This window comes from Candidatus Tenderia electrophaga, assembly GCA_001447805.1.
Lineage (GTDB): Bacteria > Pseudomonadota > Gammaproteobacteria > Tenderiales > Tenderiaceae > Tenderia > Tenderia electrophaga.
On record CP013099.1, the window covers coordinates 2,960,348 to 2,979,734 of the forward strand.

Below are 19,387 nucleotides of genomic sequence, written 5' to 3' on the forward strand. Positions count from 1 at the left end.
CATACGGTTTAAACCACTCCCTTGAGATCGACAACATACATCTGACGCTCACCGGAGTGAACGGAATCAATACAGACTTTGCTCCCGTCACGACTCCAGCGCGGATGCAGATCACAACGGATCTCACCCCACCATTTATCCTTGGGCGAGCGGAGTCTGGCAAGGTCAGTGCGTTTACCCCGATCCGGGTCAAACAACATCAAGGTACGCAACTGGTAAACATCGGGATAGGTATCATTCAGCACCCATTTGCCGTCCGGTGAAAAGGTGCAGTGACCGTCTTCAGTGAGCACCGATTCACCGACTACCGAAATCGAGCCGTCCCCGTCATCAAGAAAAAGAAAGCGGTCGCGGCCGTCCGGGTGGCGCGCCCAGATCATGATGCGACGGTCATCCAGCCAATCGTAATGCGAAACCATGCCGGTATCCAGCAGACAGCGCAGCTCAGAACCATCTGGCTTCGCGGTATAGAAGCGAACTGACCAGCCGGCCTCACCCACACGCCAGATATGAAAAAAGGCGAAACGTCGGCCGCCACGACTGAATTGAATGTGATTGATCCAGTGGTGGGCGCCTTGCATCCCCTCTTTGGGATTCAGGGTCGCGAGTTGCTCCAGGGAGATGATCAGGCGTGACGTCCCCCCCTCCAGGTCCATCAGGTGGATCCCGTCATCAACCGGGTGCGGCTCATCCGCCCATGGATCGGTGACACCGGCATAACCGTAGCCGGGGCGGTGGCGTTGCAGCCGCGCAAAATTCAGACTCAAGGCCTGCTTGCCATCCGGTGCTACGGCATAGACGGGGCGCTCGTATGTCTTTACCTCGTCGCCGTTGACATGCCTTACCACGGCCACCAAACGACCGTCGCGGCGGTCATTGTGAATGAACAGCCGCTCCGGATCGGCCGGATGCCATTGCGTCATCGCCCCCTGCTGCCAGTTCCAAGCATGACCTTCCGATAAGGCTTCGAAGCGATTATCGTCATCGACATGAACAACACCGATCGTGACCCTATCGTCGGCGGCGGGCGGGCGATCGTTGAAGTCCACTTCATGCGCCAGGAGCAGTCGGCCGGAAAGATTCCAGGGTGTCTTTTCGTAATAACCGAAAAAGTGATGTTTCGGCCCGGTAGTGACGGGGCGAACGATCTCCCGGCCGCGACCAAAGCGTATCAAGCGATAAAAGGCGGGGAACCGTTCAAGCGCGCGCAGCTCCATCCAACACTCGAACTCGTGCTGAACACGCCACGGGACGCATTTCTGTTCAAATACAAAGGATCTCAGCTTGCCGGCCAGACTCATGAAGCACCCTTGTAATTGCGCCGCACCCACGCCATGTCAGCCTCCCCGCCTGTCAAGCGCAGCGATAAACCTTGGATATAAAGCCTCAGGTAACAGCAACGCCGGCAGGATATAGCGCAGATCTTTGAGCTGCCAACATCGCATGGGAAACACCATACGAAAAATTTTCTGGGCGGAAACCAGGTCACGTCGCCAGTATGCGTTATAAGCTCGCTTGAGCAGGGCGCCGTCGATCAATTCACGCAATCGCCCGGCCGACAAATGCACCACCAGCTCGGGATGGTTGGCAACAAATTTTTTCTTCACATCCCGCACATTGCGCGCCTGGCGCCACTCATTGGACGTAATCTGCCCCACGCCGTGATGACGGTAAAACGCCAATACCTCCTCGACCAGGACGATGGGCCTGGCCACCGCAATACGCAGCCAGAGATCATAATCCATACAGGTCGACCAGTTGAGGTCGAAGCCGCCCACCTCGATCATCACATCACGCCGTACCAACGCGGCATGAATGGGCCAGGGGGACGCCGAGCGCAGAAACATCTCCGCCTTGTTCTCGGGGCTATAAACCGGGGGAATATATGGCTCGCCGCTTTTTTCCGCCAGCCCTACATTCTGCCAACCACAATACGCCAACGCGGCATCCGATCCTACGAGACCGGCATGTAATTTTTCCAGGCAGTCCGCCGCCCAGTAATCATCCGCGTCCAGAAACGCGACAAACTCGCCGCTGGCCCGGGTCATGCCGTTGTTGCGCGCAGGATAAGGACCCTGATTCTCCTGCTCCACGAATACGATTCTGTCGCCGTACTCGGCGAGTATTTCCCTGGACCCGTCGGTGGAGCCGTCATCGACAACGACCAACTCCACATCCGGATAACTTTGATTCAGTACACAGTCGATGGACTCGCGCAGGTGCCGCTCGGCGTTATAGCACGGCATGATGACGGAAATACGCCCCGCAACTTGCGGCTTCCGAACTGATTGCTCTTCCATATTCATGACTACCCTTAATCTAAGAGGATATCTTTAGTCCGCCAGAATCTGGGATGCCCCCGGCATAGCACTGCTACCCCTGAAGCTCCTTATCAAGAACCTCAAGGTAAGCCCGCCCCCAACGTAGATCAGGCTCGAGATGGTTCCCCTCCGCCCATTCATTCCAGGCCTTGATAAACAGGATCTTATGCTCTGGTTCGTGGTCAGCCACCTTGGACATCGCATCTTGCAGATGACGCCGAAACAACCCCGGGGTGGAGCCGTGGAAGACGAGCCCATTCATTGCGGCCCGCGGCGTGTTGTCCCAGTTTGGTAACACACAGGGATAATCCACGAAATCCGGCTTAATTTTGCGCAACAGAAACGAAAGCATTTCCTCATAACTGTACACAGACAGTTGGTGCCGCCCACGCCCCAGCAACACCTTAAGCTTGGCATCCCAATACCGGATGGGAACCCGACCGTCACGGGGTGGCAGCTTCTGCATCATGCAGGCATCGAAGCCGCGCTCGCGCGGATCCCAGCTGGGATCAAAGTGGGCCACGCCAACCAGATGCAGCCCCTTCAACCCCGCCTGATGCGCCCGTTCCCGCCAGTAATCGGTCACCCGCGTTATGTCGGGGATATGGTCAGGCTTGTACACAAGGAACAGCGGCTTGCCGTCCACCGTGATGTAGCGTGGGTCGGTAAACGCCTTCAACAGAAAATCGAAATGGGCGGCATGGTCCTCCATACCGGGATAGGTCTGCTCGATCAGGATCTTGTCCGGACAGCCTTGCCAGATGCTGTTCCAGCTATGATTGGCCCAGCACAGGCAAAAGGGAAAATCAGGCGCGCCGGAACTCAATATCTCGTTGACCGGGCGCTCCAAGATACGCCGCCCGCCGAACCAGTAATGGTAATAGCAGAATCCCTCCACACCGTACTCCCGGGCCAGCTCGGCCTGGGCGGCGCGGGCTTCCGGCAGGCGCAAATCATAGAAACCCAGATCCGCCGGCACATGAGGCTGATAATGCCCACGAAACAACGGCTTGGCTTTGGCCGTATTGGTCCATTCGGTAAACCCCTTCCCCCACCACTCATCATTCTCTGGAGTTGGGTGAAACTGGGGCAAATGGAAGGCGATGGCACGAGCTTTTTTATTCATATTAACTACTTTTTGCTTCTATCTGAGGGCCACGCCGGCCATCGCTTGATGCGCTGCCGGTCTACCTCTGGGCGCAGGTTCAAACCACCAATCAAGCAGCCGAGTCCATGCAGTGAAAAATAGCGCTATTTTATCTTAATCTCTTGTTACTATGTGGAAAAGTTGCCGCGCCCGGCCCGGGATTGCCCCGACATGGAACCCCTGCCCCTTCCGGAAGGCGACCATAGCAAAAAAAACCCCGGCACCGTTTGAACATTCAAAATCACCCCGTAAAATAGGGCCTAAACCACAATATGTAATAACAGACCGTTGAAAAATGATTTTCAGTCCCTTCTCCCTCTGGGGTAGGGCATTTTTCAACAGCCTGATAAGTGACTGATTTGGTTAGCGGCGGCGCTGTTCAAAACTGTACCCCGAGCGCATACGATGACGCCCGGAAGAACGGCGTACATGATTGTTTTATATGAAAAATATAACGGATCTCCCATCAACCCAGGCCATGCCCACAAGCTACCAACCACAACCCCCAGGATTAGAATACCGTGACCACACAATCACACGCGGAAAAGATATTTTGCATCGGCCTGTCCAAAACCGGCACCACTAGCCTGGCGGCCGCATTAAGGCAACTCGGCTATACGGTCCGGGACAATCTCGGCGTTAGCCGGTATATCCCCGGCGACCTGAGCTGTGTCGACGAGGCCGAAATTGAGGCCCACGACGCCTTCACCGATACCCCCATCCCCAGCCTCTATCGTGAACTCGACGCCCGATACCCCAATGCCAAATTTATTCTCACCATCCGGGAAAAAGGGCCCTGGCTAAAATCCTGCAGAAAGCAGTTCACTCAACGCCATGCCAAGGCGCGTCACGACGCCATCAACGAGCTGTTCATCGATATGTATGGCAGCGCCTGGTTTGACGAGGAAAAATTTTCCGCAGGCTATGACAGATTCGTGGAGGGGGTAAAAGACTATTTCAAGGACCGCCCCGATGACCTGCTGATTCTGGACCTTTGTGACGGCGATGACTGGGAACCACTGTGTCGCTTTCTCCACAAGCCGATTCCCGACGCACCGATCCCCGTCACAAATGTCACCAAAATCCAGTGGATCAAGGCGGAAGATGTCGCCGACATCGCCAGAAAGGCGGGCGCGAATATCCCTACCGCCGACTCACTGAAACATTCAAGCGGCTCAGCACCCAAAGGCATGCTGGGCCGCCTCGGCGACAAGGCCCGCAACACCGTCATCGCACGGCGCCGCGCCAGGCTACCCAACATCCTGGACACCACCTATCAAACAATCGTGGACAACCTCAAGTCCATCGACGCCTCAATACCCGTATTGTCCGAAAAAACCAAGGACACGCCCTACTCAGACCGAAAGCAATGGAGTCATGCCTGGCTGATCGACACCTTCAAAGGGAAGGACCTGCTGCTCCGGGGTGATAATGGCTTCAGCATCAATATCGCCCTGGTCGAAAACGGCAATGTGAGGATGGGGGTCGTCTACTTCCCGGCGACCGATACTGTCTATTACACGAAAAACGGGAGCGTCAGCTATAAACAGTCAGGGGCCGATGAGGCGCTACAATTGGGCCATGGAGATTCCCGCAGCGACGCATCCTCAGCAACCGCTGAAACAACTCAGGGTAACGCGCCCCTAACGCTATGCAAAGCGGCGGAAGGCGATACACAACAACCGTACATACGGGGGCAATTCAGAGAATGGGAAATCGCCGCCGCTAACGCCATTCTAAATGGAAGTGGAAAAAGGATTAAAATTCCCGAGACCGAGCAGGAACCCAAATACAACAAAGAAACACTAATGATTAACATCTAACGGTATAACAAATACCTGATTGACCCTACCAATTTACTAGTGCAGATTCTGAACCGCATAACTTCAAAATTACAACATGCCATTTTTGATATTAAGCACATCTTTTCAAAAGACGTTCTTATATTTTATTGGCGTGGCGCCAATGATCAAAACTTCGGCGACCAGCTCAATGTTGATCTAATTAGATATTACGGCTTTCAGCCCGTCCCCTGCGCACCGGGAAAAGCCGAAGTCTTCGCCATTGGCTCCATTCTGCATAGGTATGCAAAAGGCCACGACGGCATCGTTGCCGGCTCCGGCTATATCAAACCCCCGCAACATATCACTATTAACCCCAAGAATACTATCGCCTTACGTGGTCCGAAAACAAATTCTTATTTCAAAAAAGACGATATACCGCTATGCGACCCAGGTATCCTCGCGAAACGAATATTCGGCTCATTCAGTACACAACACCAAATCGGTATAGTCCCGCATTTTCGCGACCAAGACGATCCCCAGCTGCTTAGCTTTCTGAATAATCACCCGGCTATAAAGCTGATTGATGTATTGCAAAAGCCCGAGGCGGTCGTCAGGGAGATCGCACAGTGCGAGACCATCTTATCGTCCTCACTACACGGATTAGTAGTCGCGGATTCGTACAACATTCCCGCCGTATGGATAAATTTCGATGATCGACAGGAAGGCGGAGAATTCAAATACCTCGACTATCACGGATCTCTCGGCATTGAAAGGCGGAGAATATCCTTAGGGGCGACCCCAGACCTCGGCATGTTGTTGGACCAGGCAGTAACGGTCGACCCTCGAGTTACGGATCAAAAAATAATGGAGCTGGAACGCGCATTCAGCACACTAAGGCACCGTCTTATCATTCTTCGTATCCACAGAGTGTTCAAGGCGGTATTATCCACAATTATGCATAGGTAACGGCAATAATATATCTTGACCGGCCTTCTTATATACCCGAGAGCCGCATATTCTATGCGAACAGCTTCCTGAGTCGATAGGGAACATATTTGTTAATGAATGTCGACTTGCCGCTAGATAGGGGCGCGGGAATATTGTTGACCATTTTGGCGGACAACTTCTGCGACAAGGACGGCGAATAGCCTATTTTTTCGGCATACTCCCTTATTTCTCTAATAAATGGATCATCGCTTTTACCCAACAGCGTCTTTACAATATAGGCTTCGCGGACTTCATACCATTTATTCAAATCAAATACATTCGCAAACTTGTCAAGCTCGCCCAGCAACTCCAAGGTAAACAGCGTCCGGGTACACTTCCAACATGCCGAACAGTTCATTCCATCCTTGCTGCCCACACATACATTCAGCCATTTACTGACTCCCTCGATCATTGCCACACGGCCGGTTTTCTCTACACGAGAATACTGCCCGCCGGTAGAGATGCAATCCAATGTCTCGGTGGACAACAAGTGAACAGCCATGGCGTCGGCATACGCCATACTATTGGTGTTTCCAACAAAGGCATCCTGATACCTGTACGCCGATGCGTAGTAATACTTGGAAAATAATTTTTGCAGCAACAGGACGGCCGATACGTTTCTCGGCACATGAGTCTTCTGAAAACTGGATGTAAATATTTCATTAATATTTGAATCAATCTTAATGAAGGGTATATCCATGACATTCGGAAACCCTTTGATCAAATCATATCTTAAATTGAATAGCCGCCGCGCATGCTCCGCATCGTTCCCCAAACCATGTGACCCGACATTATTGAAGGCGAAGTGAGTAATTTTGAATCCGTCCGGCACGTCTGCCGCAATCAAATGGTCATAAACAGCGCAAAACGAATCAATACCGGCGGAGAACCCGGTGACGACGGCTCCGGCACAACTGTATGCACCTTTATCGAATGAATCCGGGACTATGCTGACTTCGTTTAGAGACGGATCTGTCCGTCTGAGGATAGGAATATAATACTGGGTTAGATTATAGAATAATTTTTCTGAAACAGCGCCTTTGACGACCACATCCTCTCTGGCCTGCATCGCCAGATAGATCAGACCGACCAGGAAGGAATCAAGCTTCTCGGTGGTCAAATATTCTTTATATCTTTTATCGACCGAATACCACAGGCGTTCTTTCTTGCCGGCATGCTCAATAAGCGAGGAGACAACCACAATATCGCCGTTTTCACAAATCTCGACGGGATTAATTCGCATTTCATAACACCGTTAAAGCCTACTTCTTTTACATATATCGACCCTAACGCATGAGAATTGAACGTTTACCCAACTTCGATGAATTTTTATTGACGTATTTTTCCGTAACCATCAGCACCTGCACTGTGCCGCCGGGCGCTTGCTCTATACGACGAACAAACGTCTCCGGTCGAAGATGCTCCTGGTAATATGAAATAACATTATTACGCAGCTCGGCGATTTGCCTCTCTCCCATGCCAAGCACGTGCCGCACCTTCCTGGCGAGGTCGTCCGCATCGCCGAAAGCGATACAATTCTTCATGTGCTCAAGCCCGGGCGAGAACCACTCGGGATAATTGATAACCGGAATCACACCCAGCGCCATCGCCTCGATCACGTTATGACACATGGGCATACATATCCCCGGCGGCGAAAGAAAGAAATCCGCCCGGGAAAGACGATCAAGCCAGAGCGCGTCATCCACCCACAGCCTGGTGGTGTCGAGTACCACGAACTTGTTGAGATAATCACCAGCAAAGGCGGCTGACAGCGTCGTTTCATCATCGAGGATCAATGAGTCGTCCGGCAGCCGCTGAAGCAGGATCTCGATTATCTCCGGTCGCGACAGCTTGACATCAGGATATTTAACCTTTGGTCGGTTATACCCATTGGTGTCACCGGAGAAAAACAGCCTGAGCCGCTTTTGACTCTTCCGCAAACACCGTAAAACACCATACATATCTTTTCCATGATGCCCCCAATGGACCGGGTGCATCGGGTAAGGCATCAAAATCGGTTTTTTCGTTAACCAATACGACGAGAAAATATCATATCCCAGCTGAATCTTGCGCTTCCATTTTTTACCGGCACACTGCTTATCTTCGCGATCAAACAAATACACAAAGTCCTGACTATTGCCTGGAATAGCATCCGACACCTCGAGTCGGCCGAGAGATAGCGTTAACTGCCCTATCCTTGTATCCGGATCAATACTGATCGTGTCGGATAGAATGACTCTGTAACCGCTCACGACAAACACATTTAGAATCGAAAAAATAAGCCGCCCACTCTCACTCAGGATATGCTTATCCAGGAACCTCACATAAATGGCGGGGGCGTCATACATACGAAAGCCTTAACACAACATTACGCATGTCTAAGAGTTGCGGATCAGAGAGCAGCAAGAATTCGCTCCCAAACACTGACCAACACCTGCTCTTCTCTGGCCGGCGAATATTCCGACGCAATAAACTCGGATGCTGCGCGGCGCTCGGCGGAAAAATACGCCTCATCCTGATTACAGGCGTCGATAATATGTTCCAACTGACGTGCATAGCCGATGATATCACCATCATTAATGGGAAAAGAAAACTCCGGCATGAAAAACTCTTTCCCTCCCCAACCGTGATAACCCATCACGATGCAACCACAGGCCATAGCCTCGGCAGCCGGAAGTCCAAAACCCTCGCGGAACCCAAAGCTAAGAAAGATCATAGATTCTCGCATCAGCGCCGCAACTTCTTGCTGCGGCCTGTTGATAAAAGGCACCACCTCGAATTCTTCGAGCTTGCCGCGAAACTTTAGAATATTTACAACCTGCATTGCGTCGGCCTGAGACTTAATGCGGGAAAAACAGATTTGCTTCTTCTTTTCCTTCTGAAAGAAAAACATATCCGGATCTATCGAGAGAAAAAAGCGCTGGACATTGGCGCCAGGAAAGGCGTAGTGCACATACTCTTCGCAGTGTTCTGAATTTACAAGAACCGCCCTAACAGATTCATCACGATAGGGCGTCTTAAGATTGCTCTTTGAGTATGAGTACCCCTTAAAGGTAAGAAAACCATTCTGGTTAAGGATAACTTTCGGTATACCCTGCCCAATCTCCGCCAAATCCGGGCCCTGGGTCTCCGTCATAACCAGAATATCATTGCATCCGATCGCAGCCGAGGCACCACCGATAATGGGAATATCAGTCAGGCCATCGTCCTTGACACACCTCCTGATCTTATTACGTGCCCGGAGAACAAGAGATCTTAGCGGAAAGCGGGTATAAGCTATCCGGGTATTATTGGGAAACCAAGTACACCTGAACCCATTTTTCTGGTGCAGAACGTAGGCAGGTATGCCATGGCTATTAAGAATATCTACATGGCGATAGATAACACGGATACCACCGGTTGGATTGTCACTATGAGGACATAGATAGTAAATCGCCATAGCAGATCTCTATTCCTGTTCCGCGTCTTGTTGTGCAACATCCGACGCAGAGGACGACCACAAACTAATACGTTTTAATAGCATCTGGGTGAAATTCGGATCATCCGCGCGCAAACATTTATCAATCCCGGAACCGTAATATTTCTTTAGCTCGGCCAACGATATTCTTTTTTCACAGTTTAAAACTGTAACTGTGGACATCTTCACCATGACCTTCTCGACCATGCGGCGTAGCCACCATTTTCTAGATAGCTCAGGAAACGGCTGAAACACCCACACCAGCTTGGCATTTGCAAACTTTAATCTCAACAACAATAAGACAACTCGCATAATAAATACTATTGACGTCACTTTACTCGTAGACGATGGATGCGGCAGAGGCACTTCCTCAGTAACCCACAGGTCAGGCATCGACCCACAGACCGGATCAAGAAGAGAGCCAACGTTCTCCAGTCGCACAGAGTGACTTCCATTAGCTATAGCTTGCAAGATAGTGTCATATAGATCTCGGTGTTGGCGAGATACAAGCATCAGCTCCGAGGTGCGCAAAACAAGAGATGGAATCGTGCTTGTTGTTATTAAGTCATACCCCCATGCTCTTAATTCATCTTGCGCAATCATCTCGGACACCCGTAATTTATCGGGTAAAACATTATTCCGCCAAGCCGCCACCTTAGATTTATCAACAGACATTGCGGCTTGATTCATATGACTTCCGGTCGTATCAAGCAACGTCTTCTCTGTACCGTCAGGAACTAGCATACGATCGTCGAACGGCACTCCCAGAAAGAGGCAGATCTGTCGAACGATAGTTCCTGGATTCTGCACAAGATCCTCATAACGAATCGCCAGCGTATTATTGTCATTTTCTGCAAATGTGCGGCCGCCAGAATTTGCCTGCCTCCACAGCCATAAGTTTTCATAGAAATTTGAACTTCCAAATCTAACCTTTGTCAACGAATGCGCAACATCTCTACCATCCCTAACAATAATGATTATTGGTGCTTCTGGAAAAAGGAATCGAATGAATGGAAGACAAAGAATATGATTAGGTGTCTTTTCAATCCACAATGACTTCCCATAGTGCTCACTGATTGTTTCACCTAATGCAATAAAAGCTTCTCTACCGGTAACGACCTGTCCTCCAACTCGCTCATAGACCAGGTGAGCCGGCTTATTCCAGTCTGCCGTGGGCTTCATACTATCCACAATTTTGTATAACGAATCCGGCCATTCACGCTCAAAACACTCAGGCCCACCTGGGTATCTAAAGAGTCTGTATAGAAAATTCGTTTCAGGTGTTACACATATTTCCGAATGACGATTCAAAATTGCCGAGACGAGCGTCGTACCACTGCGCTCCTTACCAACAACAAAAGCAGGCGAATGAAAAGCAGATCGACACTGAGAAACATTGCCGGCAGAGCGATCAAAATCAACAGTATGGGTGGTATTCATAATATCAGGACGAGCGGCTAATACAGATCCGCTTTAATTCTTAGCCGGAAGAGAACAAACATAACTCTTTTATATTTAACCAGGCAACTTAACGCTATTGTTGCTTTCGAGCTACTAACTGACGAAGCCCAGCACGTTCAGTAACGGGAATATCAAATGGTGGTTTCTCTTGATACAACTGAAATCCACACTTTTCCAGAAAGGCACATATTTTTAGATTATCCGCACCCAAATGGGGATGAAGATCGAGAAGCAACACCAAGTCTGGATAAGTTCGTAGCGTATTTTCCGCCCCTTTTAGAACAAGCATCTCGGCTCCTTCCACATCGATTTTCATGACACGAATAGGCGTCTCCATAGCTTGTTTTTCAAGTACGCTATCCAGGGTACGAGTCTGCACCGTAATTACACCTTCTGCCCGGTTCTTTTGTCCAGGAATCAAAGTATGCCACCCACTCTTACTGCCAAGATGTAGTTCAGCAGTACCGTTTTCATCGCTTAATGCCATTTCGAAAAGCATAACGTTAGTGTAGCCATTACGACGAGCGCTTTTGTTAATCCAATGACAATTGCTAGGCTCTGGTTCAAACGCCAACACCCGCCCTTCTTCGCCCACGAGCTTTGCGGCTAATAAAGTAAAATCCCCTTTATTTACGCCCACATCAACAAAACAGTCTTTTTCCCGCAGAAAATGCTTAAATGCCGCGTGTTTTTCTGGTTCATATCTCCCCATCGCCCGCGCAAGCATCATCTGGGATTCGGAGATATCCAGATAGATATCACCTCCAGGAACACGATAAGGAAAATAGAAAGATGGAATAAACCGCGCCCAGCTATCATGATGTTTGAGGAGCCACTCGGCAAATACCATTTTCGCTTTCATTAGCTCAGTCCTTAATTTTACGTGGCAGGATCGCTGATGTCTCCGGCAAGGTTGCGGGCACAGAAAAAAATTGGTTACCTAGCAATTCCCACGAGGCGTCTACATTAACAAGCCTCATCGGTGCCTGACGAGACTCTTCACTCGTTGGTCGAACCGAGAACATTCTTAATGTTTCACCGGAAAATATTACCCGCCGATACTGATCAAAAACTGCAATCCGGATACAGTAGACCCCAGGCGCTATCGGGTAAGATGGAATACAGCATTCAACCTCATATAATCCCTGGGGGAAATCCGGCCGGTTTTCGAATATGGCCGTTGAGTTAGCGGTAAGATATACAAAGTCAGTTGTATGCGTTCCGATTACGATTTCCGGCTTCTTCACAGCCTGGTTAAATCTAAATGCCACCCGGATTCGCAATGGCTCGCCGGAATGAATCTCTTCAGTGGTTTCGCCGTGAGTATCTAGCAATACTATTTTCTCAACGTCGACTTCTCCCGAGCTTTTTATTCTTTTTCTCGACCCATGTTCCTGCGTGGAATCGGAATGAATTTTGTCATTACTACGTTGATAAAATAGGGTGCAAACTTCGCCCGAGTCTCCATCTTTCAAGACTTTTCCATGATCAAGCAAAACAACGCGGGAACACATTCTTTCAACCTGCCTGATATTGTGACTAACAAGCAGTACAGTCCTCCCCTGCCCCTTAATTACATCCTCCATCCGATCAAAGCACTTACGTTGAAAGGCCAGATCACCCACCGCCAGTACTTCATCAACGATCAGTATCTCCGCCTCGATACTAGTGGCGATGGAAAAACCCAGCCGCACCTTCATGCCCGAGCTGTAGCGCTTTATCGGGGTGTCTATGAATTCTTCCAGTTCGGCGAATGCGACAATTTCGTCGACTTTCTTCTTGATCTCGGCACGGGGGATGCCGAGGATGCTGCCGTTGAGATAGATATTTTCACGGCCGGTGAGATCCCCAATCAGGCCCGCCCCCACCTCGATCAGCGGCGCCACCTTGCCGCTGACTTTAACCGAACCGCTGGTGGGCTGAACAACATTGGACAGGATTTTAAGCAGCGTACTTTTGCCGGCGCCGTTTTGCCCGATGATACCGACGACTTCGCCCGGTTCCACCTTGAAGTCGATGTCGTCCAGTGCCTTGAATACTTTGCGTTGCGGCGCAGGCTGCCCCTTCAGCCTCGCCATCAGACCTGTCAGATTGTCTTTGAAACTGGTGAGCTGTCCCAGGCGGAATTCCTTGCTGACGTGATTGACTTCAATTGCTGACATTGGTGACTATCCTAACTTTTTTCGCGGCTGAGGCCGCTCCTTCGGGACGGGTGATTCGGCTTTGCATAGCATAAGGATGGTTCAGATCACGTCCGCAAAATGGGCTTCGGCCCGCTTGAAATAGATATAACTGAGGGGCAACAGGATCAGGATGGTGATCAATCCGGGCCAGATGGCGCCGATATCCGGCGCCATACCCTGCAACATCGCCTTCTGGAAGGCGTCGATGATGCCCGCCAGGGGGTTCATCATATATAGCGTATAGAGCATGTCTGACCATTCACCCGCCGCCTGCTGAGTCAGCAGCCTTTCCTTTACCAGGGCCAGGGGATAAATGACCGGCGAAAGATACATCAGCAGGGAGAGCACGACGGGCAGGCCCGTTCTTACATCACGGTAATAGACGTTGGCGGCCGCCCCGGCAAAGGCAACGGTGAGGGAGACGATAATGGTATAGAGGATGATCAACGGCACCCAGAACACGTGGATGGTCGGCGCCATTTTGTAATACACCATCATGCCGGCCAGGATCAGGAAACTGATACACAGTTCGACCAATTTGGTCAGCACCGAGGTAATGGGGAATATTTCTCGCGGGAAATAGATCTTTTTGATGAGATTGGTATTTCCGACCACGCTGTTGACACCTTCGGCCGTCGCCTCCTGGAAAAAAATCCACGGCAGCAGGGCGGCGAACACCAGGATTGGATAAGGTATATCGCCGCTGTCGATACCTACGAAGCTCTTTACCACCGTAAAGATCAGCATCAGCATCAGGGGCTTGAGCAGGGCCCAGGCGATGCCCATATAGGCCTGCTTATATCGTACGGTAATAGTCTTCCAGGTCAGCGCCGCCAGCAGTTCGCGGTAGCTGTATAGATTGTTTATAACGCGCAGCATGATGTTTGCTTGTCCATCGATATTCTTATGATTCTGTATCGGCCCTAAATAACAAAATGTTACCGGGCGCACTAGCTGATGAGCCGTTTTCTTCCAAGCGGCAGGGCGGGATTTTAACATCTTTGTCGGGATGGGTATTATCGAGGTAAACACGCAGGCGGACTGATGACACCACACCGGATATGTCGATTTTCTTTACAGCCGTTGGAGGGTAGCGCCCGCTATCGCAGCGGCTTCTCCCGTACCCGGGCAAGCGCGGGGATTTCGACACCGTGAGATACGCATGGGGAGGCCCATAGCGCCATACTCCACTAATACACTTATTAGTTATAAGGTTATTGATGGCGTTCGCGCTTTGGGCGGGGGTACGGTATTCTGCGCGGTCAAACGCATCTCCTGTAGCGCCCTGCGAAACCGGGTCGGCGACCCAACCCTTTCCATCGGCGTGGAAGGTAAAAACAGGTATAAGTCACACATAAATGAATAATAGCGCCGAAAAGATCATCGTTTGTTTTACCGCGAATTCCGCCTTTGAATGGGGCGGTGCAAGCCGGGTCCTGTTCACCAACCTGCGGCTGCTCGACAGATCAAAATTCGAGCCCATCGTCCTTTTGCCTTATCGGGGCCGCATCATCCCCACCCTTGAGTCCCTGGGTATTCGTTATGAGGTCTGGGGAAAACTGCACGAACCCCAGGGCATTCTCGAGTATTTAAAGACGCTGTATCGATTCATACGCTTCCTGAAGCAGAACAAAGTCCGCATCCTCCACATCAACGGGGTCTACTGGCGACCGGCCGAGGTCTTGGCGGCCAAGCTGGCGGGCGTTCCCATTGTGACTCACTACCATGTTCTTCCCAAAGAACCCGGTCCGTTCGTCAAATATTCATCCCTTATCGTCGCCGTTTCGGAATATATCTCCAAACATGCCTTGCCGCCGGGTGTACCAAAGCGCGTGCTGCACAACGCCGTCGAGCCGGAAAAGTTTACCCAGGGCATCAGCATACGCGGTGAATTGGGGATCGATACCGACAAGGTGGTGGTCAGCTTCATCGGCCAGATCAAGAAGATCAAGGGGGTGGATCTGTTCATCGCTATGGCCAAGCGCCTGCAGCACGACGATGTCGTCTTTATCATCGCCGGCAAATGCCGTAAGCCGGCGGATGAGGGCAACGCCTATACCGAGGAGGCGCTGCGGGCGGAAATCGGCGACACTCCGAATATCCACTATGTCGGGTTCCGGGAAGATATTCCCAATATTTACGCCTCGTCAGACATGATCGTGGTTCCCTCCCGCTGGGAGGAACCCTTCGGCCTGATTCTGCTCGAGGCCGGGGCGGTGTCGAAACCGGTGGTAGCCGCTCAGGTCGGCGGCATTCCGGAAGTGGTTGTGCATGGCGAAACCGGCTATCTGTTTCCTAAAGAGGACCTGGATACGATGACACTCCAGGTCGAGACATTGGTGTCGGATGCCGCTCTAAGGACCAGAATGGGTGCACAGGCGCGGGAACATATCGAGCGGCATTTTACCCATCAACCCGTAAGAGCCCTGGAACAGACCTATCTCGACCTGTTGGACCAAAAATGACCGGGTGCTGATGTCATTGAAACCCACCCCGAAACCGGTACCCGAAACGGTCTTATAAACGGGGCTCAGGGCCCGATGTCTACGTTCCCGTATTTCATGCGCCCGCCATTCCCCGGCTCCTGCCGCGCTTGCCCGACGGCTTTAACCTTCTCAGGATTCGCCAGATAGTTGAGCGTCAACACTTTCAATATCACCACCATGGCGACGAAGTGATAGATAAGGTCGAAATAGGCCAGACTGATAAACGCCCCACCCACGCCAAAGGCGACGATGCTGACCTGCAGCATGGCTGCCATGTCCCCCGCCCAGCGCATCTCCTCGTGTCGTTTGGTCTTTCGTTTGACCCAGGAGGCACTCATCCAGGTAAACGCGCCCAGTGCCAGGAACAGCCCCAGGCCCACATAGCCGTGCTCACCCAGTATCTGAAAATAGATACTGTGGGCGGCACGGCGCCCGGCGGTCATTTCAAAGCCGCCGCCGACCAGGGGGTTTCGGTTGGCCACATTGATCGCGAATTCCCAGGCATCGAGGCGTCCCATGGCCGAGGCATCCTCCTCGTATGTTTCAATGGAGTGCATGCGCTCCTTCCACTCCGCCGGCATAAAATTGAACGCAGCAAAGCTTGATGCGGCAATGACGATTGCCAACAGGATCTTGCCCCGACTTTTCATGAACAGGAAGAACAAGACAGCGATCAGCCCCAGAAACGCGCCGCGGGACGACGTGCCGACTACCGCGAATATGGTCAAACCGATCGAAATCGTCATGGCATGCTTGATCCATCGGTTAGGAGTACTCAGTTGGAGGTAGCGCATCAGTGGAATGGTCATATTCAAAGCCGTCCCGATTTCGCCGCGGGTACTGATAAACGATCCATCCGGCCCCAATACGAGATATGAACCGCCTGTTTGGAGTGTGAAAATGCCTCCTTTGAAGCCGTAAAAGCCAAGCGAGACGACGATTACCCACACCAGGATCTGAAGGCGCTTAGGATCATTGATAAACATCAGAGTGATATAAATAAACAACATCACCTTCCATACCTTGCCCCACTTGAACCAGGCGGCGTCCGGAATCTGGGCGAAGAAGGTGGTGATCAACATCCAAATGATGAATACGGTCAGGACGATGGTTTCGCGAGTCCAGGGGATTTTTCTGGATTCCTTGGTGAAGATGACTGCAAGCAATGTGGCGGCCGCGACGATCTCGGCATATTGGATGCTGGTGGCCCAGGCAAGGCGATGGGGGTTCATATACCCCAGCCACGACCATACATAAACGCCGATATGGGGCTGCCGTAAAATGAATGGCAACGTGGCGAAGACAATCAGCGTTAAGACGAGCGCTCTCACTATGATATCCCTTCGCTACGCTTATCCGGCATCTTGGCTCGCTGCGTCTTTGGTGAACCACTTTACCCTGGGCGGCAGGTCGATATCTTTCAGCATCCCCTCCCGCATCTTCTTGTCCAGATGTTGCTCGTGTCTCAGCCCCCGGTCCTTGACCTGGTAGAGCCTGCCCTTCTCCGCCTGATCCTGACCGAACTGCTCACCACGCTGAAGGCGGTCCAACAATTCGGCATAGACCTCGGCACTGTCGCGCACCGCTCTCCAGAACAGGGTCAATTCATCGTCACCCTCCTTGACCTCGGGCGAGACATAGGCGATGAGGTGGCCGGTATCGATGCCGGCGTCGATAAAGTGCAGGGTGCAGCCAATCTGCTCGGGTTCGCCGTTGTGCAGTGCCCAGAAGGTGCAGTCGGCGCCGCGGTAGTGGGGCGAGAGTCCGCCGTGCAGATTGACGATGCCCAGGCGTCCTTTTTCCAATAATTCGCCCTTGATCAGGGAGGTGCCGAAGACGGCGATGACGTCGGGCTGGAGTTTGTCGGCCAGGGCCACCACGTCAGGATGGTTGATATGGGGCACTTCCACGACCAGGTCCTCCCGCTCCAGCTTGGGCGGCTGCTCACCGAAGAAGAAGTTGGCCTCGCCGTTACCGACATAACGGCGCCGGTCGCGCAGCCAGCGCCACACCTTGCGCCACAACTTGGTCGGGCTGGCGAGCAGCTTGAACACCTTGGCGGCGTTGAGATCGCTGCCCACCTCCTGGACGATGGCCACGGGCCGCCCGGCGCGGCACAGCCGGTTGGCGACGTGCAGATGCCGCGGCGAGCGGCCGCACAGAATCATGACGGAGAGATCAGACATCGGTGGCTCTCTGGATCGACGCGGGCGGCACGGCGATGTCGGCCATGTCCATCATCAGGGCGTCGGCGAAGAACTTGGCCGCCCAGTTGGGATATTCGAAACGGGAGTAATCACCCCAGATGGGGGCCGATCCGGCGATGCCGCCGCGCACCACCTCGTCGGCGGCGTTGATGCGTTGGGTACGTTTCACGTAGCCGATGGCCTTTTGCGCCGCCTGACGCAGCTCGGGAGCGGCGCCGTCCTGGGCCAGGCGTAGCCAGTTCAGGCTCATCTGCGCCACGCCGGTGATACAACAATAAGAAGCAGTGGGTTCCCAGCCGTCACCGTAGGTGCCGGCCAGCCAGCCGTCCTCACGTTGCACCTTGGCCATGCCCTTGGCCGCCTTGAGGGCCGAGCGCAGGTAGCGTTCCTCGCCCAGCAGCAGGCCGCTTTCCAGAAAGCCGCGGATGGCATAGGCAATGGTATGGGTGAAGGGGGAACGGTTGAGAGTGAAGGCATTGGTGGCGTACCAGCCCGAGGGGGTCTGCTGCGACAGGGCCCAGTCGAGGTGCTTGATCGCCCCCTGTTTCAGCGCTTCGTCGCCGGCCACCAGGGCGGTCTTGAGCAGCGCCCAGGTGCCGCGGGTATTGTAGACATGGGGCACGCCGTTGTGTTCATAGTGGCGCCAGCTGCCGTCTTCTTCCTGGTGCCGGACCAGCCACTCGCCGGCCTTCACCGCCGCCTCCAGACAAGCCTGGCGCCCCAGTTGCAGATAGCCGGCCAGCATGCCGTGCATGATCTGGCCGGTATTGAAGATGACCGGATGGCTGCCGCGCTCGCCGAAATGGCCGGGAAAGGCACCGTCGTCCTGCTGCAGGGAGAGCTCCCAGTCAATCATGCGTTGGGCACGCTGCACCAGTTCGGGCCGCTGCAGGATCTCGGCGGCGGCGAGGAAGGTTTCAATGATATAGCCGGTGGTCTCGGGATAGCCGGGCAGCCAGCCGTCCTCAAAGCTCCAGCCTGCCGCCACGCCGCCCGCGTCGGGACCGCCATCGCATACGTCCTGGGCTCGGCAAAGCCAATCGATAGCGGCCTCAAGGTGGGTCTTGTGGTCGTGCTCGGGCTGGCGGGACATCCCGACCACGTCGCCGGTAATTAAACGCAGATGACGCGGCCGCCAGGGCTTGTAGCGAAACGGCAGGGCCAGCAAAATGCTTGGATTCATGAATTGCTTCCTTTATTACTTCTTATTTCATCGGCAGTCTGGCGTGGAACCCGATACTCGAGGGCTAATGGGCAAATAGGCGCCATTATACCAACCTCCCCTTAAGGGGCATCCACAAAGCATCGAGAATTGAGGGGGATGTAAAAACTTCGCGATTCACCCGTCGCAGCG

General features: G+C 52.6%; 16 protein-coding genes. 3 read left to right on the top strand and 13 right to left on the bottom strand.

Annotation, left to right across the window (positions count from 1 at the left end):
* Window positions 1-8 precede the first annotated feature (8 nt).
* The 3 genes from Tel_13570 to Tel_13580 form a co-directional block, all read right to left on the bottom strand.
* Complete coding sequence (locus tag Tel_13570) at window positions 9-1,301, bottom strand: hypothetical protein (protein ALP54077.1); 1,293 nt, start codon at window positions 1,299-1,301, stop codon at window positions 9-11.
* A gap of 36 nt (window positions 1,302-1,337) precedes the next feature.
* Window positions 1,338-2,306: a hypothetical protein gene (locus Tel_13575; protein ALP54078.1), complete on the bottom strand. Its 969-nt coding sequence runs from the start codon at window positions 2,304-2,306 to the stop codon at window positions 1,338-1,340.
* 67 nt (window positions 2,307-2,373) lie between these two features.
* Entirely contained in the window at window positions 2,374-3,447 is a 1,074-nt protein-coding gene (locus Tel_13580) for a lipopolysaccharide biosynthesis protein (protein ALP54079.1), read from the bottom strand.
* A gap of 542 nt (window positions 3,448-3,989) precedes the next feature.
* Here Tel_13580 and Tel_13585 point away from each other — a divergent pair.
* Together Tel_13585 and Tel_13590 are read left to right on the top strand one after the other, a co-directional pair.
* The gene (locus Tel_13585) at window positions 3,990-5,291 is read left to right on the top strand and encodes a hypothetical protein (protein ID ALP54080.1); all 1,302 of its coding nucleotides are present in this window, start codon (window positions 3,990-3,992) and stop codon (window positions 5,289-5,291) included.
* Between the two features lie 39 nt (window positions 5,292-5,330).
* Window positions 5,331-6,218 (top strand): hypothetical protein, encoded by an 888-nt coding sequence (locus tag Tel_13590; protein ALP54081.1) that lies wholly within the window; start codon window positions 5,331-5,333, stop codon window positions 6,216-6,218.
* A gap of 52 nt (window positions 6,219-6,270) precedes the next feature.
* Here the strand turns inward: Tel_13590 and Tel_13595 are convergent, their stop codons facing one another.
* From Tel_13595 to Tel_13625, 7 genes are all read right to left on the bottom strand, one after another.
* Window positions 6,271-7,482, bottom strand: coding sequence for a hypothetical protein (locus Tel_13595; GenBank protein ALP54082.1), 1,212 nt, complete (start codon window positions 7,480-7,482; stop codon window positions 6,271-6,273).
* 43 nt (window positions 7,483-7,525) lie between these two features.
* Window positions 7,526-8,587: a hypothetical protein gene (locus Tel_13600; GenBank protein ALP54083.1), complete on the bottom strand. Its 1,062-nt coding sequence runs from the start codon at window positions 8,585-8,587 to the stop codon at window positions 7,526-7,528.
* Window positions 8,588-8,631: 44 nt separating this feature from the next.
* Window positions 8,632-9,375, bottom strand: coding sequence for a hypothetical protein (locus tag Tel_13605; protein ID ALP54084.1), 744 nt, complete (start codon window positions 9,373-9,375; stop codon window positions 8,632-8,634).
* 312 nt (window positions 9,376-9,687) lie between these two features.
* A complete protein-coding gene (locus Tel_13610; protein ID ALP54085.1) occupies window positions 9,688-10,506 on the bottom strand; it encodes a hypothetical protein in 819 nt (272 codons plus the stop codon).
* 724 nt (window positions 10,507-11,230) lie between these two features.
* Window positions 11,231-12,007 (bottom strand): hypothetical protein, encoded by a 777-nt coding sequence (locus tag Tel_13615; GenBank protein ALP54086.1) that lies wholly within the window; start codon window positions 12,005-12,007, stop codon window positions 11,231-11,233.
* Between the two features lie 16 nt (window positions 12,008-12,023).
* Complete coding sequence (locus tag Tel_13620; protein ID ALP54087.1) at window positions 12,024-13,319, bottom strand: polysaccharide/polyol phosphate ABC transporter ATP-binding protein; 1,296 nt, start codon at window positions 13,317-13,319, stop codon at window positions 12,024-12,026.
* 81 nt (window positions 13,320-13,400) lie between these two features.
* Window positions 13,401-14,219, bottom strand: coding sequence for an ABC transporter (locus Tel_13625; protein ALP54088.1), 819 nt, complete (start codon window positions 14,217-14,219; stop codon window positions 13,401-13,403).
* Between the two features lie 479 nt (window positions 14,220-14,698).
* Here Tel_13625 and Tel_13630 point away from each other — a divergent pair, with 479 nt between their 5' ends.
* Window positions 14,699-15,805, top strand: coding sequence for a hypothetical protein (locus Tel_13630; protein ID ALP54089.1), 1,107 nt, complete (start codon window positions 14,699-14,701; stop codon window positions 15,803-15,805).
* Window positions 15,806-15,870: 65 nt separating this feature from the next.
* Here Tel_13630 and Tel_13635 read toward each other — a convergent pair whose 3' ends face one another.
* From Tel_13635 to Tel_13645, 3 genes are all read right to left on the bottom strand, one after another.
* A complete protein-coding gene (locus tag Tel_13635; GenBank protein ALP54090.1) occupies window positions 15,871-17,058 on the bottom strand; it encodes a hypothetical protein in 1,188 nt (395 codons plus the stop codon).
* 120 nt (window positions 17,059-17,178) lie between these two features.
* A complete protein-coding gene (locus Tel_13640) occupies window positions 17,179-18,012 on the bottom strand; it encodes a formyl transferase (GenBank protein ALP54091.1) in 834 nt (277 codons plus the stop codon).
* The gene (locus tag Tel_13645; GenBank protein ID ALP54092.1) at window positions 18,005-19,216 is read right to left on the bottom strand and encodes a hypothetical protein; all 1,212 of its coding nucleotides are present in this window, start codon (window positions 19,214-19,216) and stop codon (window positions 18,005-18,007) included. The genes Tel_13640 and Tel_13645 overlap by 8 nt, the downstream gene beginning before the upstream one ends.
* Window positions 19,217-19,387: the final 171 nt, after the last annotated feature.

What these genes read in the sequence shown, in the direction of transcription:
- Tel_13570 (ALP54077.1), bottom strand. Translation starts at nt 1,301, where the DNA reads ATGAGTCTGGCCGGCAAGCTGAGATCCTTTGTATTTGAACAGAAATGC.
- Tel_13575 (ALP54078.1), bottom strand. Translation starts at nt 2,306, where the DNA reads ATGAATATGGAAGAGCAATCAGTTCGGAAGCCGCAAGTTGCGGGGCGT.
- Tel_13580 (ALP54079.1), bottom strand. Translation starts at nt 3,447, where the DNA reads ATGAATAAAAAAGCTCGTGCCATCGCCTTCCATTTGCCCCAGTTTCAC.
- Tel_13595 (ALP54082.1), bottom strand. Translation starts at nt 7,482, where the DNA reads ATGCGAATTAATCCCGTCGAGATTTGTGAAAACGGCGATATTGTGGTT.
- Tel_13600 (ALP54083.1), bottom strand. Translation starts at nt 8,587, where the DNA reads ATGTATGACGCCCCCGCCATTTATGTGAGGTTCCTGGATAAGCATATC.
- Tel_13605 (ALP54084.1), bottom strand. Translation starts at nt 9,375, where the DNA reads ATGACGGAGACCCAGGGCCCGGATTTGGCGGAGATTGGGCAGGGTATA.
- Tel_13615 (ALP54086.1), bottom strand. Translation starts at nt 12,007, where the DNA reads ATGGTATTTGCCGAGTGGCTCCTCAAACATCATGATAGCTGGGCGCGG.
- Tel_13620 (ALP54087.1), bottom strand. Translation starts at nt 13,319, where the DNA reads ATGTCAGCAATTGAAGTCAATCACGTCAGCAAGGAATTCCGCCTGGGA.
- Tel_13625 (ALP54088.1), bottom strand. Translation starts at nt 14,219, where the DNA reads ATGCTGCGCGTTATAAACAATCTATACAGCTACCGCGAACTGCTGGCG.
- Tel_13630 (ALP54089.1), top strand. Translation starts at nt 14,699, where the DNA reads ATGAATAATAGCGCCGAAAAGATCATCGTTTGTTTTACCGCGAATTCC.
- Tel_13635 (ALP54090.1), bottom strand. Translation starts at nt 17,058, where the DNA reads ATGAACCCCCATCGCCTTGCCTGGGCCACCAGCATCCAATATGCCGAG.
- Tel_13640 (ALP54091.1), bottom strand. Translation starts at nt 18,012, where the DNA reads ATGTCTGATCTCTCCGTCATGATTCTGTGCGGCCGCTCGCCGCGGCAT.
- Tel_13645 (ALP54092.1), bottom strand. Translation starts at nt 19,216, where the DNA reads ATGAATCCAAGCATTTTGCTGGCCCTGCCGTTTCGCTACAAGCCCTGG.